This is a genomic window from Bradyrhizobium cosmicum (assembly GCF_007290395.2).
In the GTDB taxonomy this organism is placed as follows: domain Bacteria; phylum Pseudomonadota; class Alphaproteobacteria; order Rhizobiales; family Xanthobacteraceae; genus Bradyrhizobium; species Bradyrhizobium cosmicum.
Window position 1 is genome coordinate 4,680,707 of record NZ_CP041656.2, and the last position, 24,119, is coordinate 4,704,825.

Consider the following 24,119-nt stretch of genomic DNA (forward strand, 5'->3'; position numbering starts at 1 on the left):
AGATAGACCGATGACGCACGTCACCTTGCGCTCCGAATTCGAGACCTTGATCGATCCCTACGCGCCGGTCGCACAGGTCGGCACGGGTTTTGACTTCACGGAAGGACCGATCTGGCATCCGATCGATCACTACCTGCTGTTCTCGGACATGCCGGGCGACGTGCGCCGACGCTGGGACGCGCGTCGCGGTGTCGCCGAAGTCAAGCGCCCCTCGAACAAATGCAACGGCATGACTTACGACGCCGAGCTCAATCTGATCGTCTGCGAGCACGCGACCTCGTCGCTGATCCGCGAACGGCCGGACGGACGGCGCGAGGTTCTCGCCTCGCATTTCGGCGGACAGGAGCTCAACAGCCCCAACGACGTCTGCGTGCACTCTTCCGGCGCGATCTATTTCTCGGATCCCTGGTATGGCCGCATGCCCGTCTATGGCGTCGAGCGGCCACGCCAGCTCGGCTTTCAGGGCGTCTACCGCGCGGTGCCCGGCAGCGAGCCGAAACTGATGGTCGACAGGACCTTGTTCGACCAACCGAACGGGCTGTGCTTCTCGCCCGACGAAAAACTGCTTTATGTCAACGACACCGTGCAGGCGCTGATTCGTGTGTTCAACGTCGTTGCCGACGGCACACTGTCGAACACACGCGTGTTCGCGAGCGGCATCCGCTCCGAGCTGGAGCCCGGCGTGCCCGACGGCATGAAGTGCGACCAGTGCGGCAATGTCTGGGTCACCGCACCTGGTGGAGTCTGGGTCTATTCGCCGCGCGGCGAGCTGCTCGGAAAGGTTCGCGTGCCCGAACTTGTCGCCAACCTTGCCTGGGGTGGACCGGATTTCCGCACGCTCTATCTGACCTCAACGCATTCGGTCTATGCCATCCCGACCAAGACCGGACCGCGCCACGAGCCCTATATGAGCGGCAGGCGCAGCAGCGGCCCAGGCACAAGCACCGGCCCTGCGGCCGCAGCACCGATCCTCGCCGACGGCGAGATGCGACTCGATCCGCAGCGCTGCGCCATGATCATTCAGGATCTTCAGAACGATGTGATCATGGATGGCGGTGCGTTCGCCGAGTCAGGAGCGCCGGAACACGCGAAGCAACAACTTGTCATCGAAAATGTCCGCCGCCTCGCGGAAGCTGCACGTGCGCGCGGTGTGGCTATCATCCATGTCTGGTTCGTGGTCGAGCCCGGCGCGCCCGGCGTGACACTGAATGCGCCGCTGTTCGAGGGTCTTGTCGACAGCAAGGCGATGGTGCGTGGCAGCTGGGGCGCGGCGCCGGTCTCGGGCCTTGAGCCGCGGCCCGGCGATTTCGTCGTCGAGAAGATGCGGATGAGCGCCTGGGAAGGCACCCGGCTCGAGACGATCCTCAAAGCCACCGGGCGTAACATGATCATCAACACCGGGGCCTGGACCAACATGTCGGTCGAGCACACCGCGCGCACCGGGGCCGACAAAGGCTATTTCATGATCGTGCCGGAGGACTGCTGCTCGACCATGAACGCCGACTGGCACTCCGCCTCGATCAATTTTGCGATGCAGAACGTCGCCGTGGTCACCCGGGCAGATACCGTCATCAACGCGTTGGGATGAGAGCAGTGGCGAAGCTCCTGCATCTGTCTTGCTCGCCGCGCCCCGACTCCGAGTCAAGCGCCGGCGCGCGCGTCTTCCTTGACGGCTTTCGTCAGGCGCGACCGGATTGGGACATCGACATTGTCGATCTCTGGCGTGACCGCATGCCGGATTTTGCAGGTCCTATCGTTGAGGCCAAATATGCGCGGATGAAGGCGCAGGCTTTTAACGATGCGCAGCGCGACAGTTTCGCCGAGGCAGAACGGATGGCGTTGCGCTTCTCGTTGGCCGATCGCGTGCTGATCTCGACGCCGATGTGGAATTTCGGTATCCCCTACAGGCTGAAGCAATGGTTCGACATCGTCATCCAGCCCGGGCTGACGTTCCGCTTCGATCCGGTGGAGGGATATCTTCCGCTGCTGAAAGACCGCCCGACCATTGTGATCCTCGCCTCCGGCAGCGACTTCGCAACCGGCATGAATCGTGGCCGCATCGACATGGCCACGCCCTATTTACGCGAGGCGCTCCGCTTCATCGGCGTCAGCGACGTGCGCTTCGTGCCGATCGGGCCGACCATCGGCCCGGCGGACTCGATCCTTGCTGCACGCGAGACGGCGTATCGACGACTGGGGCAGATCGCTACACGGTTTTAGTTGATCGAACCCGCCTCTGCAGTATGGGTAATATCGAGGGCCTATCCAGGAAACGCAGAAGGCCGAGCGCCGCGTCTGCGAATTCAATATCGCCCACTTGAACCTGGACTTTTGCTGGTCGGGTGCGCCGTCCGCCACCGCTTCGCCACTCACTGTTGTTCGGGCCCAACGACGGCGACGGTTCTCTCGGAAAAACTCGTGTTTCGCGATGCCGCGTCTTCTGCAACAGCTAAGTTCCTACTCCATCCGTTCTCCCAGGTAGGCCGCGTGAAGCGAGGGATTGTGGGCTAGATCCTCCGACCGCCCCTCCATGACAATCCGCCCGAGTTCCATGACGTAAGCGCGCTCTGTCACCGACAGTGCAAGCTTTGCATTCTGCTCGACGACAATAGCCGTCATCCCCGACTTCTTCAGGCGCGTGATGGCCTCGAAGATCTGCTCCACGATCCGGGGGCGAGGCCGATCGACGGTTCGTCCAGGAGGATCACCTGGGGCTCCGCCATCAGCGCGCGGCCGATGGCGACCATCTGCTGTTCGCCGCCCGACAGCGTCTTCACTTCCTGATTGCGTCTCTCCTTGAGCTTCGGCAGGAGATCATAGATTCGCTCCAGCGACGACCCATCGTAGCGATGGCGGTGCAGATAGCCGCCGAGCCTGAGATTGTCCTGCACTGACAGCGGGCCGAACAAGTCCCGGCTCTCAGGCACGAGCACGATCCCACGCTCGACACATCGTTCCGCGGGCAGACCGTCGATCGCCTGCCCGTTGTGTAGCACCGTACCGCTGACGGCCGGGACCAACCCCATCACCGCATTCAACGTGGTGGTCTTGCCTGCTCCGTTGGCGCCGATGACGGCGACGAACTCGCCCTTCGACACGTTGATGTTGATCCCCTCGATCGCGACGGCTTTGCCATAAGCGACGGACAAGTTCCTCACTTCAAACATGATTATGCCGCCGCCCCAAGATAGGCATCGATCACCCTCCGATCCTTCCTGATCGATGCCGGCGTGCGCGCGATATGGGCGGCCGTAACAGCCCATGGCTCCGGCGGCAGCGGTTGCCCGGCGAGACATACCGAGCCGGTGGTCGGAAGCAACAGGCCCGACATCACATTGAAGGCCGTGCTCTTGCCCGCACCGTTCGAACCGATCAGACCCACGATCTGGCCAGCGGACACTTTCAGCGACAAATGCCGCGAGGCCTGGATGCCGCCGAAGCTCTTGTTCACATCGATGAGTTCAAGCAGCGGCACCTCGCCGATTCCGCCGGCGGCCGCCCGAACCGGCGTGCGTTCAGGCCCCGTGGCGGGTGCGGTGAGAACGACCCTGCTGAGGCGCGCCTCGATCGCCGACCAGATTCCGTCCGGCCATTTGAGCAGCAGGATGATCAGCAGCATGCCAAAGATGACCGGCTCGATCGGCCCGACGCGGTCGATCAGGCCAAAAAACAGCGTCTGGAGCGCCAGATTGATCGCCGCCACCAGCACGGCACCGACGACCGCGCCTGACGGATAGGTCGCGCCGCCGAGAATTGCGACGATCAGAAGCGTGAAGGATTGTCCGATCCCGAATGGCGATGGACTGATAAAACGAGTCTGGAACGTGTAGAGCGCCCCTGCAATCCCCGCTCTACAGTATTTAGACCGTAAACAACGGCCCTTATTGACGAGCCCAGAAAGCACACGGAGCCATGTTTATAGTTTTGGATACATTGGTGCCGCCAATGGCACCATTTAGCGATGGGCGCACGGATGAGCCTGCGCAAAATCCAAACGATTGGCGACACCCAGGAACGGCAGCGCGAAGACATGCAGGCGCACCATATCCTCGTCGATATGCTCGACGATGGATTTCAGGCGATCACCTGTTCCAGCTTTAGCTGCGACCACACAATCCGCAGGCACTCGACGATCGGCTCGTCAGCATCAAACCGCCGCAACTCAAATTTCGCCTTCGGACAAGCTGTCGCCGGTTCGCTCAACAGAAACGCGATCGCCCCATGGCAGTGCCGCTACCTTTGAGCTCCACGCGTGGAGTCTGACCCTGTCCAGACAGACCCTCCATGCCAGAGGCCGCCCCGATGCCCAAGGTTGGTAGTCGTGCACTGCACGGCCCACTGCTTCGACGGCGGGTGAACCGTACAGGCCGATGATCGGCACCTCTTCGCGCATCAACGCGTGCATACGGCGAAAGATGGCGGCCCGCTGCCCCCGCGGGCGCCACACAGAATTGGCCAACTGACTGAGGTTGGCTTTATCTAGATAAAGCGATAATTCACAATCGTGGCGAGGTCGGGCGAAAGGTCGAGCCCCGGCCCCTCGCCCAGATCTATCGTTCCGTTTTTTACGCTGGCAACAGGTCCACAGAATAGATCGCGTAGCGGATTGTCGTTGGTATCTACCTCCAGCCAACCATCTCCTGCTATGCCTGCCAGCAGGTGCGCCGAGGCGAGCAGACCGATGCCGCCACCGAGGTAATGCGGGCAGAAGGTCTTCCCAGCTTTGAGAATGTCACTTGCCAATCCGACGCAGGCGCTGAGCCCTCCCCATTTCGCGATATCAGGCTGGACCACGCCAAGCACGTCCTCGGCGAGGACTTGCTTGAAGCCCTCGACGCTTGCGATGTTCTCACCGGCGGCGATCGGCATTTTCGCGCTCGCCCGCAGCTTGTGCCATTCCTCCCGCGGCCGGTCGGCGCGGATGGGCTCTTCCAGCCAGCGCAGGTCGAATTCAGCAAGACGCGGGAGCATCTCCAGCGCCTGATCGACCGACCAGCCCTGATTGGCATCCGCGGCGAGCATGCGGGTTCCGGCGATGGCCCGAAGCGCGGCGAGATTGGCCAGATCTGTATCGGCGCCGAAGCCGACCTTGAGCTTCAGCGCGCGATGACCGCGCTTGAGCGCGGCTTCGGCCGTCTGAGCCGCACCGCTGGGATTGATGCCGCTGGCATAGACCTTGATAGTGCTGGCGCGCCCGCCGAGCAGCCGCCACAACGGCAAATGCCGGCGGCGCGCAAAAAGGTCCCACAGCGCGAGATCGATGCCGGAGATTGCCTGCGCAAACGGCCCGGGCTCGCCGCATTGCAGCGCCAGCACCTCTGTGCCCCTCGTCAGGATGTCGAAGGCCTGAGCCGGGTGATCGAACTTTCGTCCGACGAGGCCCGGCGCGAGCACCTCGTTGACCAGCCGGGCGCGATGCTCCGCGCCCGGTGCCGGAAAATTCGACCAAGCCTCCCCCCATCCCTCGACGCCGTCTTCATCGACGGCGCGAATGAAGACGGCAGGACGGTTGAGCATCTTGCCAAACGAGGTCACCACCGGTGTCGCCAGCGGATAGCGATAGCAGAGGGCTTCGATTGAACGGATGGTGAAGTCGTCAGTCGTCATATAGCTCACCCTGCGATCGAGACCGGACCACGCGGAGCTGCCACCATCTCAGTAAGCGCGCGCGAAGTCTCCCTCCTGCTTGATATCCGCAAAAACGGGAAAGCGCGCCTTCCAGGGTTTACCCTTTGCCATGGTCAGCTGGTTGAGTCGCTCCAGCACGCCGAGGCCATCCTTGCGCAGACTTGCGGAAACTGCGGCGCGGTCCGGAAAGTTCTTCAGGACGGCGTCGAGCCAGATGGTTCGGCCAGCGAGAAAACCGCTCGCGCCGGCGGCATAGGAGTAGTCGAGCACGCGCTCGAATTTCTCCGGCGCAGCGCCGCCGGACAGCAGCACCCAGGGAATGCTCCGCTCACGGCAGATATCGCCGATCGCATCGAACTCCTTCTGCGCGGCCTTTGCTTCCGCGCTGCCATCGTGAGCCGGCAGGCCGTTCGCCGCGAGCGGGCTCTCAAGCTTGAGGAGGTCGACGCCATATTCCGGCTTGGCGAACTCGCGCACGCTGTCGATGACGAGGCCCGGGAGCTTGCCCGGCGATTCCACGTAATCGGCGGTGTGGTTGGCGCTGCCGAGGAACGGATAGACCAGCAGCTCGAGGACATAGGGAATATCGTGACGGGCGCAGTCCTCGCCGATCTCACGCACGAAGCGCTTCTGATGCTCGTTCACGGCCGCATCGGCATCCGGACGATACCAGGCCAGCACCTTGACTGCGTCGCCACCCATGGCGCGGATCTTCTCGACGCTCCAATTGGTGATGGCGCGAGACTTGCGGCCGCCGGCGGTTTCCTCGACGCGGTGCTCTTCCAGAGTCATGATCAACCCGCAGCGTGGCGGCAACAAATCTATCGCCGCGGGCACCGCGAAATTCGGATCGAACAGCATCGAGCTGCAATGCGGCGCGAGGTTCTCCACCAGAAGCCGCTTCGCGGCGGTGACGTCGGAATACTCCACCTGCTCCCGCGTGATCCCCTTCGCCTTTGCGATGGCATCAAACAGCGGCGGCCGCTGATCCAGCGCGACCATGCGAAAGTGGCCGTCCGCATCGGCAAGCCGTGCCAGCCCGCGGTTCTTTCCGATCGTTCTCATGGCTTCGTCCTCATGAATGCAAGACACTCGTTGATGGTGGGAATTCCGTTGCGACCGCCGGCGTGGCCGCATTTCATCGCAGCCGTGGCAGCCGAGAACGCCATGGCTGTGCGCACATCGAGGCCGAGGCCGATCGCGAGCGCATAGGCGCCATGGAAGACGTCCCCCGCGCCGGTGGTGTCGACGACGTCGACGGCATAGGCCGCCTGTCGTTGCAGCCGGCCGCCTTCGTGCCAGCTCACGCCCTGCTCGCCTCGCGTGACGGCAACGACACGGCAGCCGAAGCGGGCGATCGCGGCGAGAGATTCATCCTTGGCCGACCCAGCGAAGGAGGTGAGCGCGGGTTCGGAGAAGATGGCGTGGTCCGTCAGCGGCAGCAGCCGTTCAAACACCTCGGCATCCGCCATGTCGCCGTCGAGCACCGTCGGAATGCCGCATCTCCGCGCCTCACCGAACAGCGTTGCCGCGCCCTCGACCCAGCGCGGATCGGCCAGCACCGCGGAGGCGCGGGAAACCGCATCCAGCGGAAGCCAGTCTGCAGCTTCCGGATAGTGACCACGAAAATTGACGATCTGCCGCTCACCGGAACTGTCGACGATGATTCCCGATACCGACGAGCGACCGTCGGGGAACAGCCGGAAATTGGCGACGTCGACGCCTTCAGCGGAGAAGGAGGACTTCATCTCATGACCGGCGGCGTCGCTTCCTGCCCGCCCCCAGAACGCAACGGACGCACCGAGCCTTGCCACAGCCACGCTCGCATTGGCCGCCATGCCGCCACCGAGCGTGCCGTATCCAGTTGCCTTGATCTTCTCGCTTTGCCCGGCAAACAGACGATCGACGCGCCAGACCTGATCGAGCGCCGACAGACCCAGGCAGATCACGTGCACCGACCTGGCCTTGGACAGGACGCCCGAGAGCGGCGAGAGATCTCCGATGTCGGTCGACGCACTCACAGCAGGACCTGTCCATTGGTTGCGTCGAACAAATGCGTCTTGCCGGACTGCGGACGCAGGTTGAGGCGGTCACCAACCTTCGGCCGCAGCGCTGGATCGACCCGTGCGATCGCGGAGACGCCGGCAAGGTCGAAATGGATCAGCGTGTCCGAGCCGAGCGGCTCGACCAGCCGAACGGTGACAGCGACACCATCGGCCGCATCCGCGGCCAATACAAAATGCTCTGGCCGAATGCCGAGGACGGCATTCCCTGCCTGCCGCAGCCGACCTGCGATCTCACCATCCAGCGGCACGGCCGTTTCGCCTTGCGACAGGATCGCGCTCTGCCCGCGCCATTCGACCGGAAAGAAATTCATCGCGGGCGAGCCGATGAAGCCGGCGACGAACTGGTTTGCGGGCCGCTCGTAGACCGTCTCCGGCGTGTCATATTGCTGGATCGTGCCACTCTGGAGCACGACGATGCGGTCGGCCATGGTCATGGCCTCGATCTGGTCGTGGGTGACGAAGACCATCGTGGTCTTCAGCTGCTGCGACAGCGCCTTGATCTCGGCACGTACCTGCCCGCGCAGCTTTGCGTCGAGATTGGACAACGGCTCATCGAACAGGAAAGCTTTGGGATTGCGCACGATAGCGCGCCCCATGGCAACGCGCTGGCGCTGCCCGCCAGACAGCTCCTTTGGCTTGCGGTCGAGATAGGGCTCGATGTGCAGCAACGCCGCGGCTCGCTTCACGCGGGCGTCGATCTCCGCCTTTGGCGTTCCCCGCAGCTCCAGTGCAAACGACATGTTGTCGTAGACGCGCATATGCGGATAGAGCGCGTAGTCCTGGAACACCATCGCAATGTCGCGCTGTGCGGCCTGCACACCGTTGACGCGTTTGTCGCCTATATAGAGATCACCAGACGAAATCGGTTCGAGACCGGCGATGATCCGCAGCAGGGTCGACTTGCCGCAGCCGGATGGGCCGACGAAGACGACGAATTCGTGGTCGGCGATCTCCAGATTGAGATCGGGGATCACGGTGAAATTGCCGTAGCGTTTGGTGAGGTTACGGATCGAGATCGATGCCATGATCAGTCCAATGCCAGCACGGGCTTGATCAGCTCGCCTTTGGCGAAGCGGGCGAAATTCTCAGGGAGAGCCGACAGCCCGAACTCGTTATCGACGAGGACGCGGTATTCGTCCTTGTACCTGCGCAACAGCTCTACATTCGGCTCGAAATCCGAGACCGGGAAATAGAAGGTCCGGATCATGTAGAAATCCTTGCGGCGGAACACCTTGCCTTCCTCGATCATCCAGGGCGCCGCGTTTTCACCGACCAACACCAGCGCGCCACGCGGCAGGACGAGCTCGATGCCGAGATTGCGCGCCGCATGCGCGCCCGAGCACTCCATGATGAGAGCGAAGCGCTTCGAGGCATCGCCAACCGGATGCGCCTTCGCACCAAAGGATTGCGCGATCTTGAGCCGCGCCGGGTTGGGATCGGCGACCCAGATATCGTCGTAACCGAGCGCGCGAAGCGCCAGCACGACGCCGAGGCCGACGGGCCCTGCCCCCATCACGAGAACGGCTCCGGCCTCTCCGGCTGGCACCACGCGGCTGACAAAGCGCACCGCATGCGCCGACGTGCCAATGGTGTCGAGCAGCAGCGGCGCGAGGCTATCTTCGATGTCGTCAGGTACCGGCAGCAGGCAGTTTTCCGGCACCGGCACGTATTCGGCATAGCCGCCCGGCCTGTTCCAGCCAATCAGGCTCGATACTTCCAGGCACATCTGGGTATCGCCGCGCTTGCAGGCCGCGCAATGGTCGCAGTGCAAGGGGATATAGACGGCGCAGCGGCGGCCATGGAATCGGTGGCCGGGTTGTTCGACCACGCCAAAAATCTCATGACCGGCGGTAAATTCGGCGCCCTTGTGCCAGAGTTTGAAATCGGAGCCGCACAGAGCAGTGCGCGAGACGCGCACCAGCACTTCACCCGCTCCGACGTCGGGTATCGCCACGCGCTCGACGGTAATGCGGTCGTCGCCATGGAAGACCGCTGCCTGCATGAGCGAATTCGGACGAGGTGACAGATTCATCAGAGACCTAGCCTTTCACCGCGCCGAGCGTCAGTCCGGATACCAGCCAGCGCTGAACCAGGGCCGCCAGCACCAGCGGCGGCAACGCGATCAGCGTCGCCGCGGCCATGAGGGCGCCCCACTGCGTCGAGCCTTCGCCGATGAAGTTGAAGGCCGCCGCGATCAGCGTCTTGCTGTCGCCATTGGATAGCACCAGCGCAAATAGGAAGTAGTTCCAGGAGAAGACGAAAGCGAGGATCGCCGAGACCGCGACACCCGACGCTACCAGCGGCAGCGCGATACGCCAGAGGATGCGCGTGACGCTGCATCCGTCGACCTGGGCTGCCTCGAACACGCTGCGCGGAATGCCGTCGAACGACGGCAGCAGCACCCAGATCACGATCGGCAGCGTGATCACGGCGTGGCTCAGGATCAGTGCGGTGTAGGAGCCGATCATGCCGACCTGCCGGAACATGACGTACCATGGCAGCAGGAAAAGCGTGCCGGGTGCCATGCGCGCCGCCAGCGTCAGGATCGCCGGCCATGAGATCCGCGTCCAGGATACGGCGAAGGCGGCAGGGATTCCGAACAGCAGCCCGAGCGCGGTGGAGCCGACCGTGACCACCAGGCTATTGAAAGCGTAGCTCATGAACGGCGTCGTTCTGGTCAACTCGGCGTAGTTCGCCAGCGTCGGCGTGAAGATCAGCGTCGGCGGATAGGCCGTCACCTCGAAGGACGGCTTGAACGAGGACAGCACCATCCAGACCGTCGGCGTCATGATGACGATGCCGGCGAACACGAGCTGCAGCGTGTTGAGCCAGCGGATCCAGCGGTCGGTGGTGGCGGCGTCGTTCATGACATCACCATGCCACCGCGCCGCGCAGGCGGTTGAAGGCCAACACCGCGCCGAACACGATCGCTGTCAACGTCAGCATCAGGGCGCTGGCATAGCCGATGTCGAAGAACTCGAAGCCAACCCGGAATCCGTAGATGTTGAGCGTGTTCGAGGCGTTGCCGGGACCACCCTGGGTGGTGATGTAGATGATGTCGAAGAAACGCAGCAGATCGACGCTGCGCAGGATCGCCGCGGTGACGATGGTCGGCAGCAGCAGCGGCAGCGTGATGCGCTGGAAGGTCTTGAACGGAGACGCACCGTCGATCTGCGCGGCCTCGTAGACGCTCGGCGGTAGCGACTGCAATCCGCCCAGCACAATCAGCGCAACATAGGGCGTCCACTGCCAGCTGTCGATCAGCGCCACGGTCGGGATGACCCAGGTCGGCGAGGCCAGCCAGTCCGACGGCGGCAGGCCGAACGCCTGCAGGATGTAGTTTGCCGCGCCGAGCGACGGATCGAGGATCACGAGCCACATCATGCCGGCCACGACAGGCGGCATCATGAACGGCGAGATGAACAGCGAGCGGACGATGCCCGGCAGGCGCTTGGCGTGGAACAGCACCAGCGCCAGCCAAACGCCGAAGACGAGTTGCAGCACCAGTGACAGCACGAACAGCGCGATCGTGACCCACAGCCCGTGCCAGAACTCGACGTCGGAGATCAGCTTCGAATAATTGGCGAGGCCTGCAAAAGATTGCTTGCCGGTCGAGGAGAAGGTCTGGAAACCGAGCCAGATCGTATAGACGACCGGAAACGCGATCATCGCGACCGTAAAGGCCACGGCCGGCGCCGAGAGCGCCGCCATCTCCAGCTTCTGCCGGTCCTGCGTGAGCGTCGCAACCGTATCAGACATGCGTTCGTGTCCTCGATCGGGTGGGTACCGGCAGGCCGCAAGCCTGCCGGTATGAGGCGTCAGTTCAGCGCGATCAGCGCGTCCAGCGCCTTGTCGGCATCCGCGCAAGCCTGATCGACGGTCTTTTGCTTCAGGATCAGATCCTGCACCGCCTGCCCGATGAACTCGCGCGATTGCGGATTGGCGACGATGGGATAGCCGACTTCGGACGAGCCCTTGGTGGCGAGCACGTCGAGCGCTGCCTGCCATTCCTTCCGCACCGGCTCCTCATCGATCCACTTGCGATATTCGGGATCGTTGGCGACTGCCGGACGCGGCGGCGCAATACCCTGGAGCGCCATCTTCTTCTGTACCTCAGGACTGGTCGCCCATTGCACGAAGTACCAGGCCGCATCCGGTTGCCTGCTGTGCGAGGACACCGCCATGCCCCAGCCGATCGTGGTCGGCACCTGGCCGGCATCACCCGCCGGGAACGGCAACAGGCCGGTATCCTTCAGGCGTGCGCCGCCTTCCATGACCGTGCGCAGCTCATTGGAGGATTCGAAAGCCATCGCAGCGCGGCCGCCGCGATACAGAGCGGAAATCTGCTGGAAGCTGTAGTTCACGACGCCGGGCGGACCGAAATCGCGCAGCAGACGGCTGTAGGTGTCGAGCGCGTCCTTGGCTTTGGCTGAGCATAAATTCGACTTGCCGTTAGCGATATAGCTGCCGCCGATGTTGTGCAAGACGTTGCTGAAGGTATAGGCGATCGCAGGCTTGAGACCGCGGGAGACGAAAGGCGTCACCGTGCCATCGCATGTCTTGATCTTCTCCGCCGCGGCCTCGACGTCCTTGATCGTCTTTGGTGCCTCGATGCCGCACTTCTTGAAGATATCGGTGCGGTAATAGAAGATCGGGCCTTCGAGGTTCATCGGCATGCTGGTCAGCTTGCCGCCGAAGGTCGCGGCCTTGACCAGGGCCTGGCTCAGGCCGGAGGCATCATAATCCTTGGCGACCGCTTCTTTCGCCATTGCGGTGAGATCGCCGTACCAGCCGGCGGCGGCGAACTGCTCGCCCTCGCGCGAGGGCAGCGTCATGAACACGTCGACCTCGTCGCTGTTCGCGTTCATAACCGTAACCAGACGCTGGCGCATCTGCTGTTCCTGATAGCCGTCGACCTTCAGGGTCATGCCAGTCAGCTTTTCGAAATCGGCCTTGTATGTCAGCAGCGCCTGCGAGACCGGATTGTTGTTGGCAAGAAAGGTGACGGTCCTGCCCTTGAACTTCATCCAGTCGAAATCGGCCGCATGCGCCTGCGCGCTGACGGCGGCAATTGCGAGAACGGGCAACGCGACCCGCGTCGCGAGCATCCTGGCCTTCATCGAACTCTCCTCCCGGCTGGCCCGCCTTGAACTGGAGGGCCTTATGACCACGCTTTAACGCATTCTGAAAACGGTTACATCTTAGGCATTGGCCCCGCCATGTCAAGCGGTGGACATTTCGTGCATTATACGGCAGATTTTGGGATAAGATCCGCTCTCTTGCAGCCTGCCAAGGACGATGTAACGTTACATCAATGCGCTTAACCGACGCAAAATCTGTGAAGCAAGGCATCCGCGCCGTAGCGGCCCGCGCCGGCGTGTCGACGGCGTCGGTCTCGCGCGCACTCAATAATCCCGATGCAGTCAGCCCGTCCTTGCGCGCTCGCATCGAACAGGCCATCGACGCTCTCGGCTACATCCCGCACGCACCTGCACGCATCCTGTCGTCGCGGCGCTCGCGTACGCTCGGCGCGATCGTGCCGACGATCGACAACACCATGTTCGCGCGCGGCATCGCGTCGCTGCAGCAGTATCTCTCGTCGGTTGGATACATGCTGTTTCTCACCACCAGCGGATACGATCTCGACGTCGAACTGCAGCAGGCGCGCAACCTGATCAGCCGCGGCGTCGACGGTCTCGTGCTGCGCGGCGATTGCCATCACGACGGATTGCGCAAGCTGCTCGCCGACAACGCCGTGCCCTTCATCAATGTCGGCATCTATCAGCCTGATCGACCCTACCCCTGCGTCGGCACCGACAACGAATCCGCCGCTCATCGCGCGGCAGCGCACGTCATCGAGCTCGGCCATCGCCGCATAGGGATCGTCTCGGCACTTCAACGCAACAACGACCGCGCCAGCGCGCGCGTCGCCGGCTTTCGCCGCGCGCTCGCGGAGAACGGCCTCGAACTTCCTCCCCAATGGCATGTCGAGGTACCCTATACGCTGGACGACGCGCGCGAGGCGGCGCGCTATCTCCTCAATCTCAAAGACCGTCCAACCGCCGTAGTGTGCGGTAACGACGTCATCGCCTATGGCGTGCTGCTAGAGGCGGAGCGCGACGGGTTTTCCGTGCCGCGCGATCTATCAGTGGTCGGGTTCGACGACCTCGACTGGAGTCGCCATTTGCGGCCGAGCCTGACCACAATCCACGTTCCGACCGGAGAAACCTGGCAGCGCGCGGGCGAATTTCTGGTGCGTAGCCTTGCCGGCGAGCAGACCATCATGCATCGCGAGATCGATTTTTCGCTGGTAGTTCGTGAATCCACGGCGCCGCCTCCGAAATCCCTGAAGTGAGCCCCTTCCCATGAATTCGAATTTCTCTCTCGCACCCGGCTTTCATGCCGTCGTGGTCGGCGGCGCCGGCGACATTGGTGCTGCGATCAGCAATCAGCTTTGCGACTTAGGCGCGACGGTCACCGCGACCGGTGCGAACGAGGCAGATCTCGCGCGCACCCTGCTCAAGCCGCGTGCGGGCCTCAAGCTCGCGATGCTCGACGTCACTGATGATGCCGCCATCCAGTCCATCGCCCGACAGCACAAGCGCGTCGACGCGCTGGTCAACTGCGCCGGAATTCTCGCGCGCGACAAGGAATTCGAGATTGAGACCTTCATGAAGGTCATCGATGTTAATCTCACCGGCACTTTCCGCACGTGCATGGCGTTCTACCCCCTACTCGCGCAGACCAGGGGCTCGATCGTCAACATAGCCTCGATGAATGCCACGCTGGCGCTGCCGCGAATCCCTGCCTATTGCGCCAGCAAGGGAGGCGTCGTGATGCTGACCAAGGCGCTGGCGTTGAAGTGGGCCGAAGAAGGCATCCGCGTCAACGCGGTAGCGCCCGGCTATATCGAAACGGCGATCAACGCCGCCGGCCGCACCGACATTGAGCACTATCAGCGCATCGCAGACCGCACCGCATTCAAGCGCTGGGGACAGCCCGAGGATATCGCGGGTGCAGTCGCCTTCCTCTGCATGCCGGCGTCACAATATGCAACCGGAACTGTGGTCGCGGTGGACGGCGGGTTTCTTGCGGGATGACCTTGGAAGGCGAGACACGATCTGGTTCGTGACTCCACACTTTGCAAACTAGGTCACGACTTCGAGCCCGCGAGGCTCGCCTGCCGCCTCGTCATCAACCTTCGTTCGCTAATCACGTGAGCCAGCTAATCCCACAGCATACGGAGCGCCCCAGCTCCAAATTGGCTGAGCCGACATAAACAGCGACACCGGATTGTCCGGCTGGTCCGCGACGACCACGGCCATCTTTTCGATACGATAGCGATCCGACAGCGCCGCCATGCCCTCGGTTTGACGGGGTCCATATCGGTCGTAATGAGCCAATGTGGATTTGGTGGTCATGACCTCGTGGGCAAGCAGATCCTCGTGCTTGATGTCCGACCAGAATCCTTCGAAATCCGCGGGGAGATTGTGGGAAAAGCTGGCGCAGAGATCGACCTCGCCCCGCTGCAGGTCGGCCCAGCCTGCCCAACAGCTGTCGGCACCAACAATATCGGCCAGCGTTTCGACACTCCATTGGAACAGGGAGATCGGGTTACAACTCAGGCTGCGCTCGTGCAGCTCCATCGCAAAGGAACTGAAGGTCCCAATATCCGCCAGAGATCCCATTGTCGTCTCCCGAACAAGAGGCAGGTCTTCACAAAACGGGACGGCTCCGCTCGCGCTACAGGCTAGGCCGCGATCCTTTCACGCCTACGGAATTCACCCGGCGACTCCCCTGTCTGGAGCTTGAATCCTCGGGAAAAGGCGCTGGTCTCGCTGTAGCCCAAATGGAGCGCGACTGAAGTAACCGGCAGGTTGCTCTCAGCCAGCATGCATCTGGCAATCCGCGAACGCACGCGGTTGCGAATATCCAGATAGCTGACATCGTAGGTGGCGAGCTTGCGCTGAAAGGAACGCTCGCTCATGCCAAAGTCGGCCGCTGCTGCCTCGATGTCCGTGACATCAGATCGACACAGCGACGACGCCATCCACGCCTCGATGCTGGCGATGAAATCGAGCTGCCTGGTTCGAAACTCCATCGTCTCCGCGAGATCGGCTTCGAGCCTCGCGTGCAGGTTCTCGTCAGCATCACGCAACGGCTTGTCCAATAATCTCGCAGGGAAGATCAGCGCGTTCTCACGTCTTTCAAAGCGCAAGGGACAATCGAATTGCTGTCTGTAGAACGGCAAGTCGTCGCCGGCGGCATGCTCAAACTCGACGCAACTCGGATTCCAATCAGCTCCCAGGAAACTTGCCAGCATGGAATATTCGAGCGCAAGCGTGAAACCCGCATCCTGGACCCGGAAGCGCACCGCATTGTCGGAGATCACATAGGCCAGCCGGGCCTGGCCATTGCTCACCGAAAGCGTGCTCTGCGTGTCGGTCTGGATGCTGCCGAAATAGCGATTGAACTTGTCGAGCGCGTCGCCCACGGTTCGCGCCGTCTGCACCAACCGGCTGACGGGGCCGATCGAGGACAATCTGCATTCCTTGCCGAGTTCAAGGCCAAGCGTAGAGTTGCCGAATTCGCAAGCAGCCGCCTCCAGCATCGAGGTGAAGGCGACAAGCGGCAACATGCCCTGCGGATCCCGCAACATCGCACGCGGAATGCCGACGCGCGCGTTCACGCCGCAAGACCCAGGCCGCCGCCTCGCCAGTACGACGAGAAGCTCCTGCGCGGCAGTCGCTGTAATTGTTCCTGATCCAGACATCTCCGCCATAGCCAAGACCAAGTGCCTCGACGCTCCCAGCGAGAAACCTAGCAAGAACCACGCCAATGAGAACGGATCGCCCGGGAGGCCGTCGTAAGGGAGGACATTTCGCCGGGAAGTTGGCGCCTACTGTCAATCTCGCCCCCGCCCATCATGCATAATGTCGCGGCGACCTCCCGCAGGCCGATCCAAGGCAGTTCTGGCCGTCCGGGAAAGCAGATTGGAGTCAAATTGGCGGCAAACGTCTCACCAAAGCAGGAGGCCCCCAACCAGTTGCGGCGCAACGCCGTCGGCGTCGCGCATATCGTGTTCTTCGTCGTTGCCGCCGCCGCCCCCCTGACCGCAGTGGTCGGCGTGACACCGGCGGCGTTCGCCTACGGCAACGGGCCCGGCGTGCCCGGCACATTTCTGCTGGTTGGCCTTTTGTATCTACTCTTCAGCGTAGGCTTCACCGCGATGAGCAAGTTCATCAATAGCGCGGGCGGATTCTACCCATACATCACTGCCGGCCTCGGCCGGCCAGCCGGTGTCGCCGGCGCCCTCATCGCGCTCGCGACGTACAATGCGATCGATATCGCGGTCTATGGCCTGTTCGGGTTTTTCGCCAACGATATTATCAAGTCCCAAGGCGGACCCGACATCGCCTGGTGGGTTTATGCTTTCGGCCTGGGCATCGCGGTTTATTTTTGCGGCACCCGCAACATCGCATTCAGCGGCAAGGTGCTCGGCTTCTGCATGATCGCGGAAATTGCCATTCTCCTCCTGCTCGCAGTGGCTATCCTTGCAGATGGCGGCGGACCTGAATCGATCCACGCTGCCCCGTTCGGCCCGCAGGCGATCTTTGCCAAGGGCTGCGGCGTTGCCCTGGTGTTCGTGGTATCGTCCTTCATCGGCATCGAGGCGACCGTGATCTTCGGCGAAGAGGCCCGCGATCCGCGCCGCGCCATTCCGAGGGCGACGTACATTGCCGTAAGCCTGATCGCCGTGTTCTACGCGTTCTCCACCTGGGCGATCGCGCTGCACTACGGCCCGTCGAATATCCAGGCTGAAGCCAATGCACATATCGCGACAATTTACATCAGCGCGGTTCGCGAATTGCTGGGTACGGCGCTGGCATTGATCATGAATGGCTTGCTGCTGACCAGCATCTTTGCGTGTGCCCTGTCGTTCCACAACACCATCAACCGCTATTTCTTCGCCATCGGCCGCGAGGGATTGATATGGAGCGGCCTCGCTCGCACCAACGGTCTGCATGGCGCGCCGCACGTCGCCGGTGCAGTTCAGACGGTGCTGGCGATGGGTATCACCGCCATTTTTGCCATTACTGGTCAAGACCCTTATGCGGTCGTGGTCGCCTGGATGGGAACATTTGCCAGCCTCGGCATCCTTGTGATCCAGGTGATCGTATCGATCGCCGCGATCGCCTTTTTCCGCAAAGACCGGCGCGGTCTCGGCATTTCGCACCGGGTGATCGCGCCAGGACTGAGCGCGCTTGGCCTTGGTGGCTGCCTTGTTCTGATGGCCGCCAACCTCGCCGTCGTCAGCGGCTCGGATTCTCTCTTCGTGGATTGCTTTCCGGCAATGCTGGCGGCGATCGGCGCGGCGGGATTCGGCTTTGCGGTCTGGACCCGATCGCGCCGTCCTGCCGTCTACGCGAATCTCGGCCGCGCCTTCGAATGAAGATACCACCCAGCGCTTAACGATGCGCTCGCCCTGCAACTGATGCATCAGATGATGGAGACACCATGAGCACAACAGCCGAACCGGATCACTGCCACGCCGCACCCCCACCGGCACCCGCCGTGAAGCATCCGCTGGAGGCTTTGACGCCGACCGAGATCGTTCGCGCCGCCGCGATCGTCAACAGAAATCCGCCCTATGGAACCGATACGCGGTTCGAGACCATCGAACTGTGCGAGCCCGAGAAATCCGTGGTGAGGAACTTCAAGCCGGGAATGCCGATCAGCCGTCGTGCTCGGGTCAACGTCTTCAGCACCGCCCAAATTGGCGTTACGCGCCTTGTGGTTTCCCTGGACAGCAACGAGATCGTGTCGCGAAAGGAAGTGGCGACGGCACGCCCGATGATCCAGTTGGAGCAGTTCCTCGCCATCGAAGGCATCGTTCGACAGGATCCCGGATTCATCGCCGGCTGCGCCCGACGGGGCATCACCGATATGACCACCGTGTGCATCGATCCCTGGTCGGCCGGAAATTTCTCCATCCCGGGCGAAGAAGGCCGCCATCTGTGCCACGTCTTCGCGTGGCTGCGCCTGCGGGAGAACGAGAATTTCTACGCACACCCGATCGAGGGGCTTAATGCCGTTATCGACCTGAAGAGCTGGGAAGTGATCCGGGTCGACGATCACGGCGTCATCCCGATTCCCATGAAGGAAGCCAATTACGAACGGGAGTTCGTGCAGACCAAGCGTAAGCCCTTGAAGCCGATCGACGTGGTGCAGCCGCAAGGCGTCAATTTCAAGCTGGATGGCAATCAACTGTCCTGGGACAAATGGCGCTTCGTCATCGGTTTCAACGCGCGCGAGTCGCTCACGTTGCACGACATCAGCTATGACGGCCGGCCGATCATGCACCGTGCCTCACTGGTCGAAATGGTGGTGCCCTATGGCAGCCCGGCCAACGGCCATTTCCGCAAGAACGTGTTCGACATCGGCGAATACGGCATCGGCAAGCTCGCGAACTCGCTGACGCTCGGTTGCGACTGTCTGGGGGCGATCGAATATCTCGACGTTCATCTCAACACCATGAACGGCGACGTACTGACGATTGAAAAGGCAATCTGCATCCATGAGGAGGATTCCGGCCTGCTGTGGAAGCATTGGGACTTCCGCACGGACCGCGCCGAGGTGCGACGTGCGAGGAAGCTCGTCGTTTCGAGCATTTGCACGGTCGGGAACTATGAGTACGCCCTGTACTGGTATTTCCACATCGACGGCACGATCGAATTCGAGATGAAGGCGACCGGCATCATCAATACAGCCGCCTGTATCCCGGGCCAGCCCGGGAAATACGCCCGCGAGGTCCTGCCGGGCGTGGTCGGTCACATCCACCAACACATCTTCTGTGCACGGCTCGATGTGGCGATCGACGGCGACCAGAACAGCTTCGTCGAGTGCAATACGGTCGCCGAGCCCGAGGGCCCGGATAATCCCTACGGCAATGCGTTCTACGAGGAACAGACATTGCTGCCGACGGAACGCGCCGCTGCCCGCAAGGCCAATGCCGCCAGCCAGCGCTATTGGAAGGTCATCAATCCGAACAAGACCAACTATACCGGCTCGCCGACCGGCTACAAGCTCGACGCGATGAATTGTGTGACACCCTTCGTCAACGCCAATTCGCCCTCCGGCAAGCGCGCCACCTTTGTCCAGAACCATGTCTGGGTTACGGCGTTCGACCCGGAGCAACGCTATCCCGCCGGCGAATACATGAACCACTCCGACGGCAGCGGCGGCCTGGTCGACTTCATCGCCAACGACCGTCCGATCGACAACACCGATATCGTACTCTGGCACGTCTTCGGCTTGCATCATCCGGTACGGGTCGAGGACTTCCCGGTGCAGCCCTGCGTCAACACGGGCTTCAAGCTGACGCCCTCGGGCTTCTTCAACGGCAATCCCTGCATCGACCTGCCGCCTGAGGTCAACAAAGCGAGCTGCTGCGCCATGCCGGAACGAGGCTGACGGACAAGGCGGCCCAACGTCCGAACGGTCGGTAGCGCAAGTGCGCTACCGACGCTGCACGGCAGTCTGCTGTTCGGCTACGCTCAACAGCGCCTGACGGTAAATCGCGCTGAAGCGCGCGAACGCAGTCCGGATTCCCGCGAGATCCTGGGCTGCAAGGCGAACACCCAGCCCCGCGGACTCCGGCAGCACGCTTGCCGCGGCGTATAGCCCGGGAACTTCGCCCAATGCTTTTGTCACCAGCGCCTGAAGATTCGCCAGATCATGCCGCGCGCTCAGCACCAGGAACGCCGATCCGAAGGCCTGATAACCGCGAAAGATATCGGCGGTCGGGCGAGACAGACGCGTCCGATCGATCACTAGCGGCTCGCTGCCTGATCGCCTCAGGCAGAAGGTCGATGTCAGTTCGCGAAAAACGCGGGCTTCGCCGCGAGGATCGTGCATCGTGAATGCGTCGACGATCAGCGCAGCGCCGTCGTTTGCGCAATCGAGCTCGACAGACTGACATAGCGCGGCATCTGGGAACAGGATGCGCGGCTCGATCAGATATTCGAGGCTGGCCCCACCTGCCACCCGAAGATCGATCGTCTCCGTGGCAAGGGCTGCCGGTTCGGCCCGGTGCACCGCTGTCGCACCTTGATTGGTCAGACAGACGGCCGTGCCGGGATTGAGCACAAGACGCTGTGCGAGGCTGTCCTCACCGTGAACGGCTCCGCTTCCGGTCTGTACGATCACGCTGAGGCAACTCGGCCGCTCCGGATCGAGATAGAAGCTGCGGGTCAGAACGAACGGCCAGGCGAACAACCGGCGGTCGATGACCGTACGGTTGGCACGGCGGACAAAGCTCAGGTCGAGCAACGCATGATCTCTTGTCGCCGCGGCCCTCACGTTCTGAATAGAACCTCGCGTTCGAGAAGATCGACGATCGCGTCGATCCCCTCGCCGCGACGGCAGTTGGTGAGCAGCACCGGACGATCGCCGCGAACCGCCAAAGCCTCCTGGCGCATTCGCTCCATGTTGACGCCGACATGCGGCGCCAGATCGACCTTGTTGATGACGAGGAGATCGGCCCGGATGACGCCGGGGCCGCGCTTGCGCGGAATGTCGTCGCCGCCCGCGACGTCGATGACGAACATCCAGAAATCCGTGAGGTCGCGCGAAAAGGTCGAGGCGAGATTGTCGCCGCCGCTTTCGAGCAGAATGAGCTCGACGCCCGGGAATCGCCGCTCGAGTTCGTCAGCCGCCTCGATGTTGAGCGTCGGATCCTCGCGAATGACGGTGTGAGGACAGGCACCCGCCTCCACTGCCGACACGCGCGCCGGATCGATCAACCCCGAGCGCCTGATTCGCTCGGCGTCCTCGGCCGTGACGAGGTCGTTGGTGATGACGGCGATATCGATGCCGCGCGCCAGCAGCGCCGGAATCAGGCGCTCGACCAAGGCCGTCTTGCCTGACCCGACCGGCCCTCCGATCCCGACCCGCGCGGCCGCAATACGCGGCTCGGCCAATCCGCCGCTGAGTGAGAGCCGGCTCATCGCAGCATGTACCGTCTGGCCAGCGGCACCTTCGTCGCAGGCGGACACATCAGCAGCTTACCATCGGCGCGGACCTCAAACGTCTGCGGATCGACATCGACATGGGGCATGGCAACATTGCGTACCATGTCGGTTTTGCGCAGCTTTCGCACGTTCTTGATCTGGACGGGGTCACGGGACAAGCCGAGCTTGCGGCTCACGTCGGCTTCCATGGCGAGCTTCGACATGAAGTTGACACCCAGCCTTTGCGGGGCGGCTCCGAGCGCGCCCCACATCCGCTTCTGGATCATCGGCTCCGACAGACCGAGGCTGCCGTTGCCGTCACCCATGGCGGCCCAGACGACGAAGCCGTTCTTGATCACCATATAGGGCTTGATCCCGAAGGATGCCCGTGGCCAGAGCACGAGATCAGCCATCTTGCCGGGCTCGATCGAGCCGACCGTGTGATCGATGCCGACCGCGATCGCGGGATTGATGGTGAGCTTGGCGATGTAACGCTTGATGCGCTCATTGTCCGCGCGCGCCGTCTTCTCTTCCGGTAGACGGCCGATGCGATCTTTCATCACGCTGGCAAGCTGCCAGCACTTGGCAACGTTCTCGGCGAGACGTCCCATGCCTTGCGTATCGGTGCCGAATATCGATATCGCGCCCATGTCGTGGAGGAAATCCTCCGCCGCCATGGACTGGGCGCGCACCCGCGCTTCTCCGAACATCACGTCCTCGGGCGCGTTGTAATTGAGTTGATGACAGATCATGGTCATCGGCACGCCTTCTTCCATGCCGTAGGACGTGTAGGGGTTGGTCGGATTGGTGGACGACGGAATGACGTTGTCCCACGATACCACCTTGAGCAGATCCGGCGCGTGGCCGCCGCCCGCGCCCTCCACGTGATACATGTGGATCGTGCGGCCTTCGACGGCCGCCATCGTATCCTCGCAGAAGCCGTATTCGTTGATCGAGTCGGTGTGAAGGTGAACTGCGAAGTCGTTGCGGTCCGCGGCAATCAGGCTCTGGTCGATCACGGCAGGAGCGGCGCCGAAATCCTCGTGAATCTTCACCGACATGCCGCCCGAGGCAACCGCTTCCTCGACGGCCTCGGGATTGGACCCGGCCCGTCCGAACAGCGCAAAATTGAGAGGCGAGAACTCGATTGCCTGGAGGAAGCGCGCGAAGGTCGAAGCGGCACCGCTGCCGACGTCGAATACCGGACCGGACCCGTTGCCGACCAGCGTCGTGGTGCCGCCGGAGAGCGCGTGGTCGGATTGCTCGGGCGAGATCAAATGGGCGTGCGACTCGACGGCACCGGCGGTGACGATGAAGGGACCGCCGGCAATCGGCGCCGTGGTGTGACCGACGACCATATCGGGATGCACATCCGGCATCACGTCGGGATTGCCGGCCTTGCCGATGCCGACGATTCGGCCGTCGCGGATGCCGATATCGGCCTTCACGATACCGGCGACCGCGTCGACGATCGTGGCGTTCTTGATGACGACATCCAGGATCTTATGCGATGCCGTCCGGTAGGCGTTGACGCCCTCGCCGTCGCGCAGGTTTTTGCCCGCGCCGACCAGCAGCTCATGTCCATAGGTGGTGTAATCGTGTTCGATCTCGGCCAGTAGACTGGTATCGGCCAGCCGCACGAGATCGCCCTTGGTCGGCCCGTAGAGTTCGCCATAGGCGCGACGGGACAGAATAGCCATGCTCAAGCTCCCTGGTAGCCGCGTGCGCGGGCTTGCTTGAGCGCTTCGTCGCGCGCAGTCGGTGCGTCCAGGCTGCCGTTGACGAGCCCGGCCTGGCCGTGGACGACGCGATCACCCGAGATCGGAACCAGTCGAACCGACTTGGTGACGCCGGGCTCGAATCGGACGCCTGCCCCCGCGGGCCGATCGACCTTCATGCCCCACGCCGCCGCACGATCGAAGCGCAAGGCGCGATTGACCTCGAAGAAGTGGGTGTGGCTGCGAACCTGAATATCGCGATCGCCGGTATTGATGACGTCGATCGTGATGGCGGGCATGCCCGCGAAGCTCTCGATGTCTCCGCCGCCCGCGATGATCTCCCCTGGTATGAGCTCGTCGGCGGCGGACGTATCATTGGGGCCGATCGGCTCGAACACCGCCATCACCTTGGTGCCTTCGGCGAACATGCATTCGATGTAGAGCATCGGAATCATCTGTCCGACACCGGGCTCGACATCGTTTGCCGTCAACAACCGGCCGGCCATATCTCGGATTTCGGCATACGGCATGTCTCGACGAGCCGCCGTCATCACCTCGTCAGTGATGTAGGCGACCGCCTCGGGATGGCTCAACCTGATTCCGAGCGACCGGTTCCGCCGCGCCATCTGCGCCGCATTGAAGATCACCAGGCGATCCATCTCGGTCGGCGACAGATTCATCATGGGACAATATCC

The 24,119-nt window shown here is 62.6% G+C and carries 24 protein-coding genes; 7 read left to right on the plus strand and 17 right to left on the minus strand.

Going from position 1 to position 24,119, the window contains the following annotated elements:
- The first annotated feature begins 10 nt into the window (after positions 1-10).
- Together FNV92_RS22620 and FNV92_RS22625 are read left to right on the plus strand one after the other, a co-directional pair.
- Positions 11-1,588 carry an isochorismatase family protein gene (locus tag FNV92_RS22620; protein WP_143844490.1) on the plus strand — a complete coding sequence of 526 codons (1,578 nt, stop codon included), beginning with the start codon at positions 11-13 and terminating at the stop codon, positions 1,586-1,588.
- Between the two features lie 5 nt (positions 1,589-1,593).
- Positions 1,594-2,220, plus strand: a complete 627-nt coding sequence (locus FNV92_RS22625; protein ID WP_143844489.1) for an FMN-dependent NADH-azoreductase — start codon at positions 1,594-1,596, stop codon at positions 2,218-2,220.
- Positions 2,221-2,457: 237 nt separating this feature from the next.
- Here FNV92_RS22625 and FNV92_RS22630 read toward each other — a convergent pair whose 3' ends face one another.
- From FNV92_RS22630 to FNV92_RS22640, 3 genes are read right to left on the minus strand one after another with little or no spacing between them, the layout of a single operon-like run.
- The gene (locus FNV92_RS22630; RefSeq protein WP_334266105.1) at positions 2,458-2,664 is read right to left on the minus strand and encodes an ATP-binding cassette domain-containing protein; all 207 of its coding nucleotides are present in this window, start codon (positions 2,662-2,664) and stop codon (positions 2,458-2,460) included.
- Complete coding sequence (locus tag FNV92_RS22635) at positions 2,631-3,149, minus strand: ABC transporter ATP-binding protein (protein WP_244623652.1); 519 nt, start codon at positions 3,147-3,149, stop codon at positions 2,631-2,633. Before FNV92_RS22635 ends, FNV92_RS22630 begins: the two co-directional genes overlap by 34 nt.
- Positions 3,150-3,169: 20 nt before the next feature.
- Positions 3,170-3,904: an ATP-binding cassette domain-containing protein gene (locus FNV92_RS22640; protein ID WP_143844488.1), complete on the minus strand. Its 735-nt coding sequence runs from the start codon at positions 3,902-3,904 to the stop codon at positions 3,170-3,172.
- A gap of 69 nt (positions 3,905-3,973) precedes the next feature.
- On the opposite strand from FNV92_RS22640, the gene FNV92_RS22645 reads away from it, so the two are divergent.
- The gene (locus FNV92_RS22645; protein WP_168213603.1) at positions 3,974-4,243 is read left to right on the plus strand and encodes a hypothetical protein; all 270 of its coding nucleotides are present in this window, start codon (positions 3,974-3,976) and stop codon (positions 4,241-4,243) included.
- A 236-nt stretch (positions 4,244-4,479) separates the two neighbouring features.
- On the opposite strand, the gene FNV92_RS22650 is transcribed toward FNV92_RS22645, so the two are convergent.
- Genes FNV92_RS22650 through FNV92_RS22685 form a run of 8 tightly spaced genes read right to left on the minus strand, consistent with a single transcriptional unit; the run spans position 4,480 to position 12,814 of the window.
- Entirely contained in the window at positions 4,480-5,607 is a 1,128-nt protein-coding gene (locus FNV92_RS22650; protein WP_143844487.1) for a mandelate racemase/muconate lactonizing enzyme family protein, read from the minus strand.
- Between the two features lie 48 nt (positions 5,608-5,655).
- A complete protein-coding gene (locus tag FNV92_RS22655; protein ID WP_143844486.1) occupies positions 5,656-6,693 on the minus strand; it encodes a tagatose 1,6-diphosphate aldolase in 1,038 nt (345 codons plus the stop codon).
- Positions 6,690-7,649 carry a sugar kinase gene (locus FNV92_RS22660; RefSeq protein ID WP_143844485.1) on the minus strand — a complete coding sequence of 320 codons (960 nt, stop codon included), beginning with the start codon at positions 7,647-7,649 and terminating at the stop codon, positions 6,690-6,692. Before FNV92_RS22660 ends, FNV92_RS22655 begins: the two co-directional genes overlap by 4 nt.
- Positions 7,646-8,719: an ABC transporter ATP-binding protein gene (locus FNV92_RS22665; RefSeq protein WP_143844484.1), complete on the minus strand. Its 1,074-nt coding sequence runs from the start codon at positions 8,717-8,719 to the stop codon at positions 7,646-7,648. Before FNV92_RS22665 ends, FNV92_RS22660 begins: the two co-directional genes overlap by 4 nt.
- 2 nt (positions 8,720-8,721) lie before the next feature.
- Positions 8,722-9,726, minus strand: a complete 1,005-nt coding sequence (locus FNV92_RS22670) for a zinc-dependent alcohol dehydrogenase family protein (protein ID WP_143844483.1) — start codon at positions 9,724-9,726, stop codon at positions 8,722-8,724.
- A gap of 7 nt (positions 9,727-9,733) precedes the next feature.
- A complete protein-coding gene (locus tag FNV92_RS22675) occupies positions 9,734-10,561 on the minus strand; it encodes a carbohydrate ABC transporter permease (protein WP_015687017.1) in 828 nt (275 codons plus the stop codon).
- 4 nt (positions 10,562-10,565) lie between these two features.
- A complete protein-coding gene (locus FNV92_RS22680; RefSeq protein ID WP_143844482.1) occupies positions 10,566-11,453 on the minus strand; it encodes a carbohydrate ABC transporter permease in 888 nt (295 codons plus the stop codon).
- Positions 11,454-11,512: 59 nt separating this feature from the next.
- Entirely contained in the window at positions 11,513-12,814 is a 1,302-nt protein-coding gene (locus tag FNV92_RS22685) for an ABC transporter substrate-binding protein (RefSeq protein WP_143844481.1), read from the minus strand.
- Positions 12,815-13,032: 218 nt separating this feature from the next.
- Here FNV92_RS22685 and FNV92_RS22690 point away from each other — a divergent pair, with 218 nt between their 5' ends.
- Together FNV92_RS22690 and FNV92_RS22695 are read left to right on the plus strand one after the other, a co-directional pair.
- Positions 13,033-14,049 (plus strand): LacI family DNA-binding transcriptional regulator, encoded by a 1,017-nt coding sequence (locus FNV92_RS22690; RefSeq protein ID WP_240536067.1) that lies wholly within the window; start codon positions 13,033-13,035, stop codon positions 14,047-14,049.
- 10 nt (positions 14,050-14,059) lie between these two features.
- On the plus strand, positions 14,060-14,794 hold the full coding sequence (locus FNV92_RS22695; protein ID WP_143844480.1) for an SDR family NAD(P)-dependent oxidoreductase: 735 nt from the start codon (positions 14,060-14,062) through the stop codon (positions 14,792-14,794).
- Positions 14,795-14,902: 108 nt separating this feature from the next.
- Here the strand turns inward: FNV92_RS22695 and FNV92_RS22700 are convergent, their stop codons facing one another.
- The gene (locus FNV92_RS22700; protein WP_143844479.1) at positions 14,903-15,382 is read right to left on the minus strand and encodes a hypothetical protein; all 480 of its coding nucleotides are present in this window, start codon (positions 15,380-15,382) and stop codon (positions 14,903-14,905) included.
- A 62-nt stretch (positions 15,383-15,444) separates the two neighbouring features.
- Complete coding sequence (qhpR, locus tag FNV92_RS22705) at positions 15,445-16,383, minus strand: AraC-like transcriptional regulator QhpR (RefSeq protein WP_143844478.1); 939 nt, start codon at positions 16,381-16,383, stop codon at positions 15,445-15,447.
- Between the two features lie 315 nt (positions 16,384-16,698).
- On the opposite strand from qhpR, the gene FNV92_RS22710 reads away from it, so the two are divergent.
- Both FNV92_RS22710 and FNV92_RS22715 read left to right on the plus strand, forming a co-directional pair.
- Positions 16,699-18,147 carry an APC family permease gene (locus FNV92_RS22710; RefSeq protein WP_143844477.1) on the plus strand — a complete coding sequence of 483 codons (1,449 nt, stop codon included), beginning with the start codon at positions 16,699-16,701 and terminating at the stop codon, positions 18,145-18,147.
- Between the two features lie 65 nt (positions 18,148-18,212).
- Positions 18,213-20,168 (plus strand): primary-amine oxidase, encoded by a 1,956-nt coding sequence (locus FNV92_RS22715; protein ID WP_143844476.1) that lies wholly within the window; start codon positions 18,213-18,215, stop codon positions 20,166-20,168.
- 45 nt (positions 20,169-20,213) lie between these two features.
- Here FNV92_RS22715 and FNV92_RS22720 read toward each other — a convergent pair whose 3' ends face one another.
- From FNV92_RS22720 to ureB, 4 genes are read right to left on the minus strand one after another with little or no spacing between them, the layout of a single operon-like run.
- On the minus strand, positions 20,214-21,026 hold the full coding sequence (locus tag FNV92_RS22720; protein ID WP_143844475.1) for an urease accessory protein UreD: 813 nt from the start codon (positions 21,024-21,026) through the stop codon (positions 20,214-20,216).
- Between the two features lie 26 nt (positions 21,027-21,052).
- Positions 21,053-21,703: an urease accessory protein UreG gene (gene ureG, locus FNV92_RS22725; RefSeq protein ID WP_143844474.1), complete on the minus strand. Its 651-nt coding sequence runs from the start codon at positions 21,701-21,703 to the stop codon at positions 21,053-21,055.
- Positions 21,700-23,406, minus strand: a complete 1,707-nt coding sequence (gene ureC, locus FNV92_RS22730) for an urease subunit alpha (protein WP_143844473.1) — start codon at positions 23,404-23,406, stop codon at positions 21,700-21,702. Before ureC ends, ureG begins: the two co-directional genes overlap by 4 nt.
- A gap of 2 nt (positions 23,407-23,408) precedes the next feature.
- Positions 23,409-24,107, minus strand: coding sequence for an urease subunit beta (gene ureB, locus FNV92_RS22735; protein WP_143844472.1), 699 nt, complete (start codon positions 24,105-24,107; stop codon positions 23,409-23,411).
- Positions 24,108-24,119 lie beyond the last annotated feature (12 nt).

What these genes read in the sequence shown, in the direction of transcription:
- FNV92_RS22645 (WP_168213603.1), top strand. Translation starts at nt 3,974, where the DNA reads ATGAGCCTGCGCAAAATCCAAACGATTGGCGACACCCAGGAACGGCAG.
- FNV92_RS22655 (WP_143844486.1), bottom strand. Translation starts at nt 6,693, where the DNA reads ATGAGAACGATCGGAAAGAACCGCGGGCTGGCACGGCTTGCCGATGCG.
- FNV92_RS22685 (WP_143844481.1), bottom strand. Translation starts at nt 12,814, where the DNA reads ATGAAGGCCAGGATGCTCGCGACGCGGGTCGCGTTGCCCGTTCTCGCA.
- FNV92_RS22675 (WP_015687017.1), bottom strand. Translation starts at nt 10,561, where the DNA reads ATGAACGACGCCGCCACCACCGACCGCTGGATCCGCTGGCTCAACACG.
- FNV92_RS22650 (WP_143844487.1), bottom strand. Translation starts at nt 5,607, where the DNA reads ATGACGACTGACGACTTCACCATCCGTTCAATCGAAGCCCTCTGCTAT.
- ureG (WP_143844474.1), bottom strand. Translation starts at nt 21,703, where the DNA reads ATGAGCCGGCTCTCACTCAGCGGCGGATTGGCCGAGCCGCGTATTGCG.
- FNV92_RS22700 (WP_143844479.1), bottom strand. Translation starts at nt 15,382, where the DNA reads ATGGGATCTCTGGCGGATATTGGGACCTTCAGTTCCTTTGCGATGGAG.
- FNV92_RS22680 (WP_143844482.1), bottom strand. Translation starts at nt 11,453, where the DNA reads ATGTCTGATACGGTTGCGACGCTCACGCAGGACCGGCAGAAGCTGGAG.
- FNV92_RS22620 (WP_143844490.1), top strand. Translation starts at nt 11, where the DNA reads ATGACGCACGTCACCTTGCGCTCCGAATTCGAGACCTTGATCGATCCC.
- ureC (WP_143844473.1), bottom strand. Translation starts at nt 23,406, where the DNA reads ATGGCTATTCTGTCCCGTCGCGCCTATGGCGAACTCTACGGGCCGACC.
- FNV92_RS22665 (WP_143844484.1), bottom strand. Translation starts at nt 8,719, where the DNA reads ATGGCATCGATCTCGATCCGTAACCTCACCAAACGCTACGGCAATTTC.
- ureB (WP_143844472.1), bottom strand. Translation starts at nt 24,107, where the DNA reads ATGATGAATCTGTCGCCGACCGAGATGGATCGCCTGGTGATCTTCAAT.
- FNV92_RS22695 (WP_143844480.1), top strand. Translation starts at nt 14,060, where the DNA reads ATGAATTCGAATTTCTCTCTCGCACCCGGCTTTCATGCCGTCGTGGTC.
- FNV92_RS22670 (WP_143844483.1), bottom strand. Translation starts at nt 9,726, where the DNA reads ATGAATCTGTCACCTCGTCCGAATTCGCTCATGCAGGCAGCGGTCTTC.
- FNV92_RS22715 (WP_143844476.1), top strand. Translation starts at nt 18,213, where the DNA reads ATGAGCACAACAGCCGAACCGGATCACTGCCACGCCGCACCCCCACCG.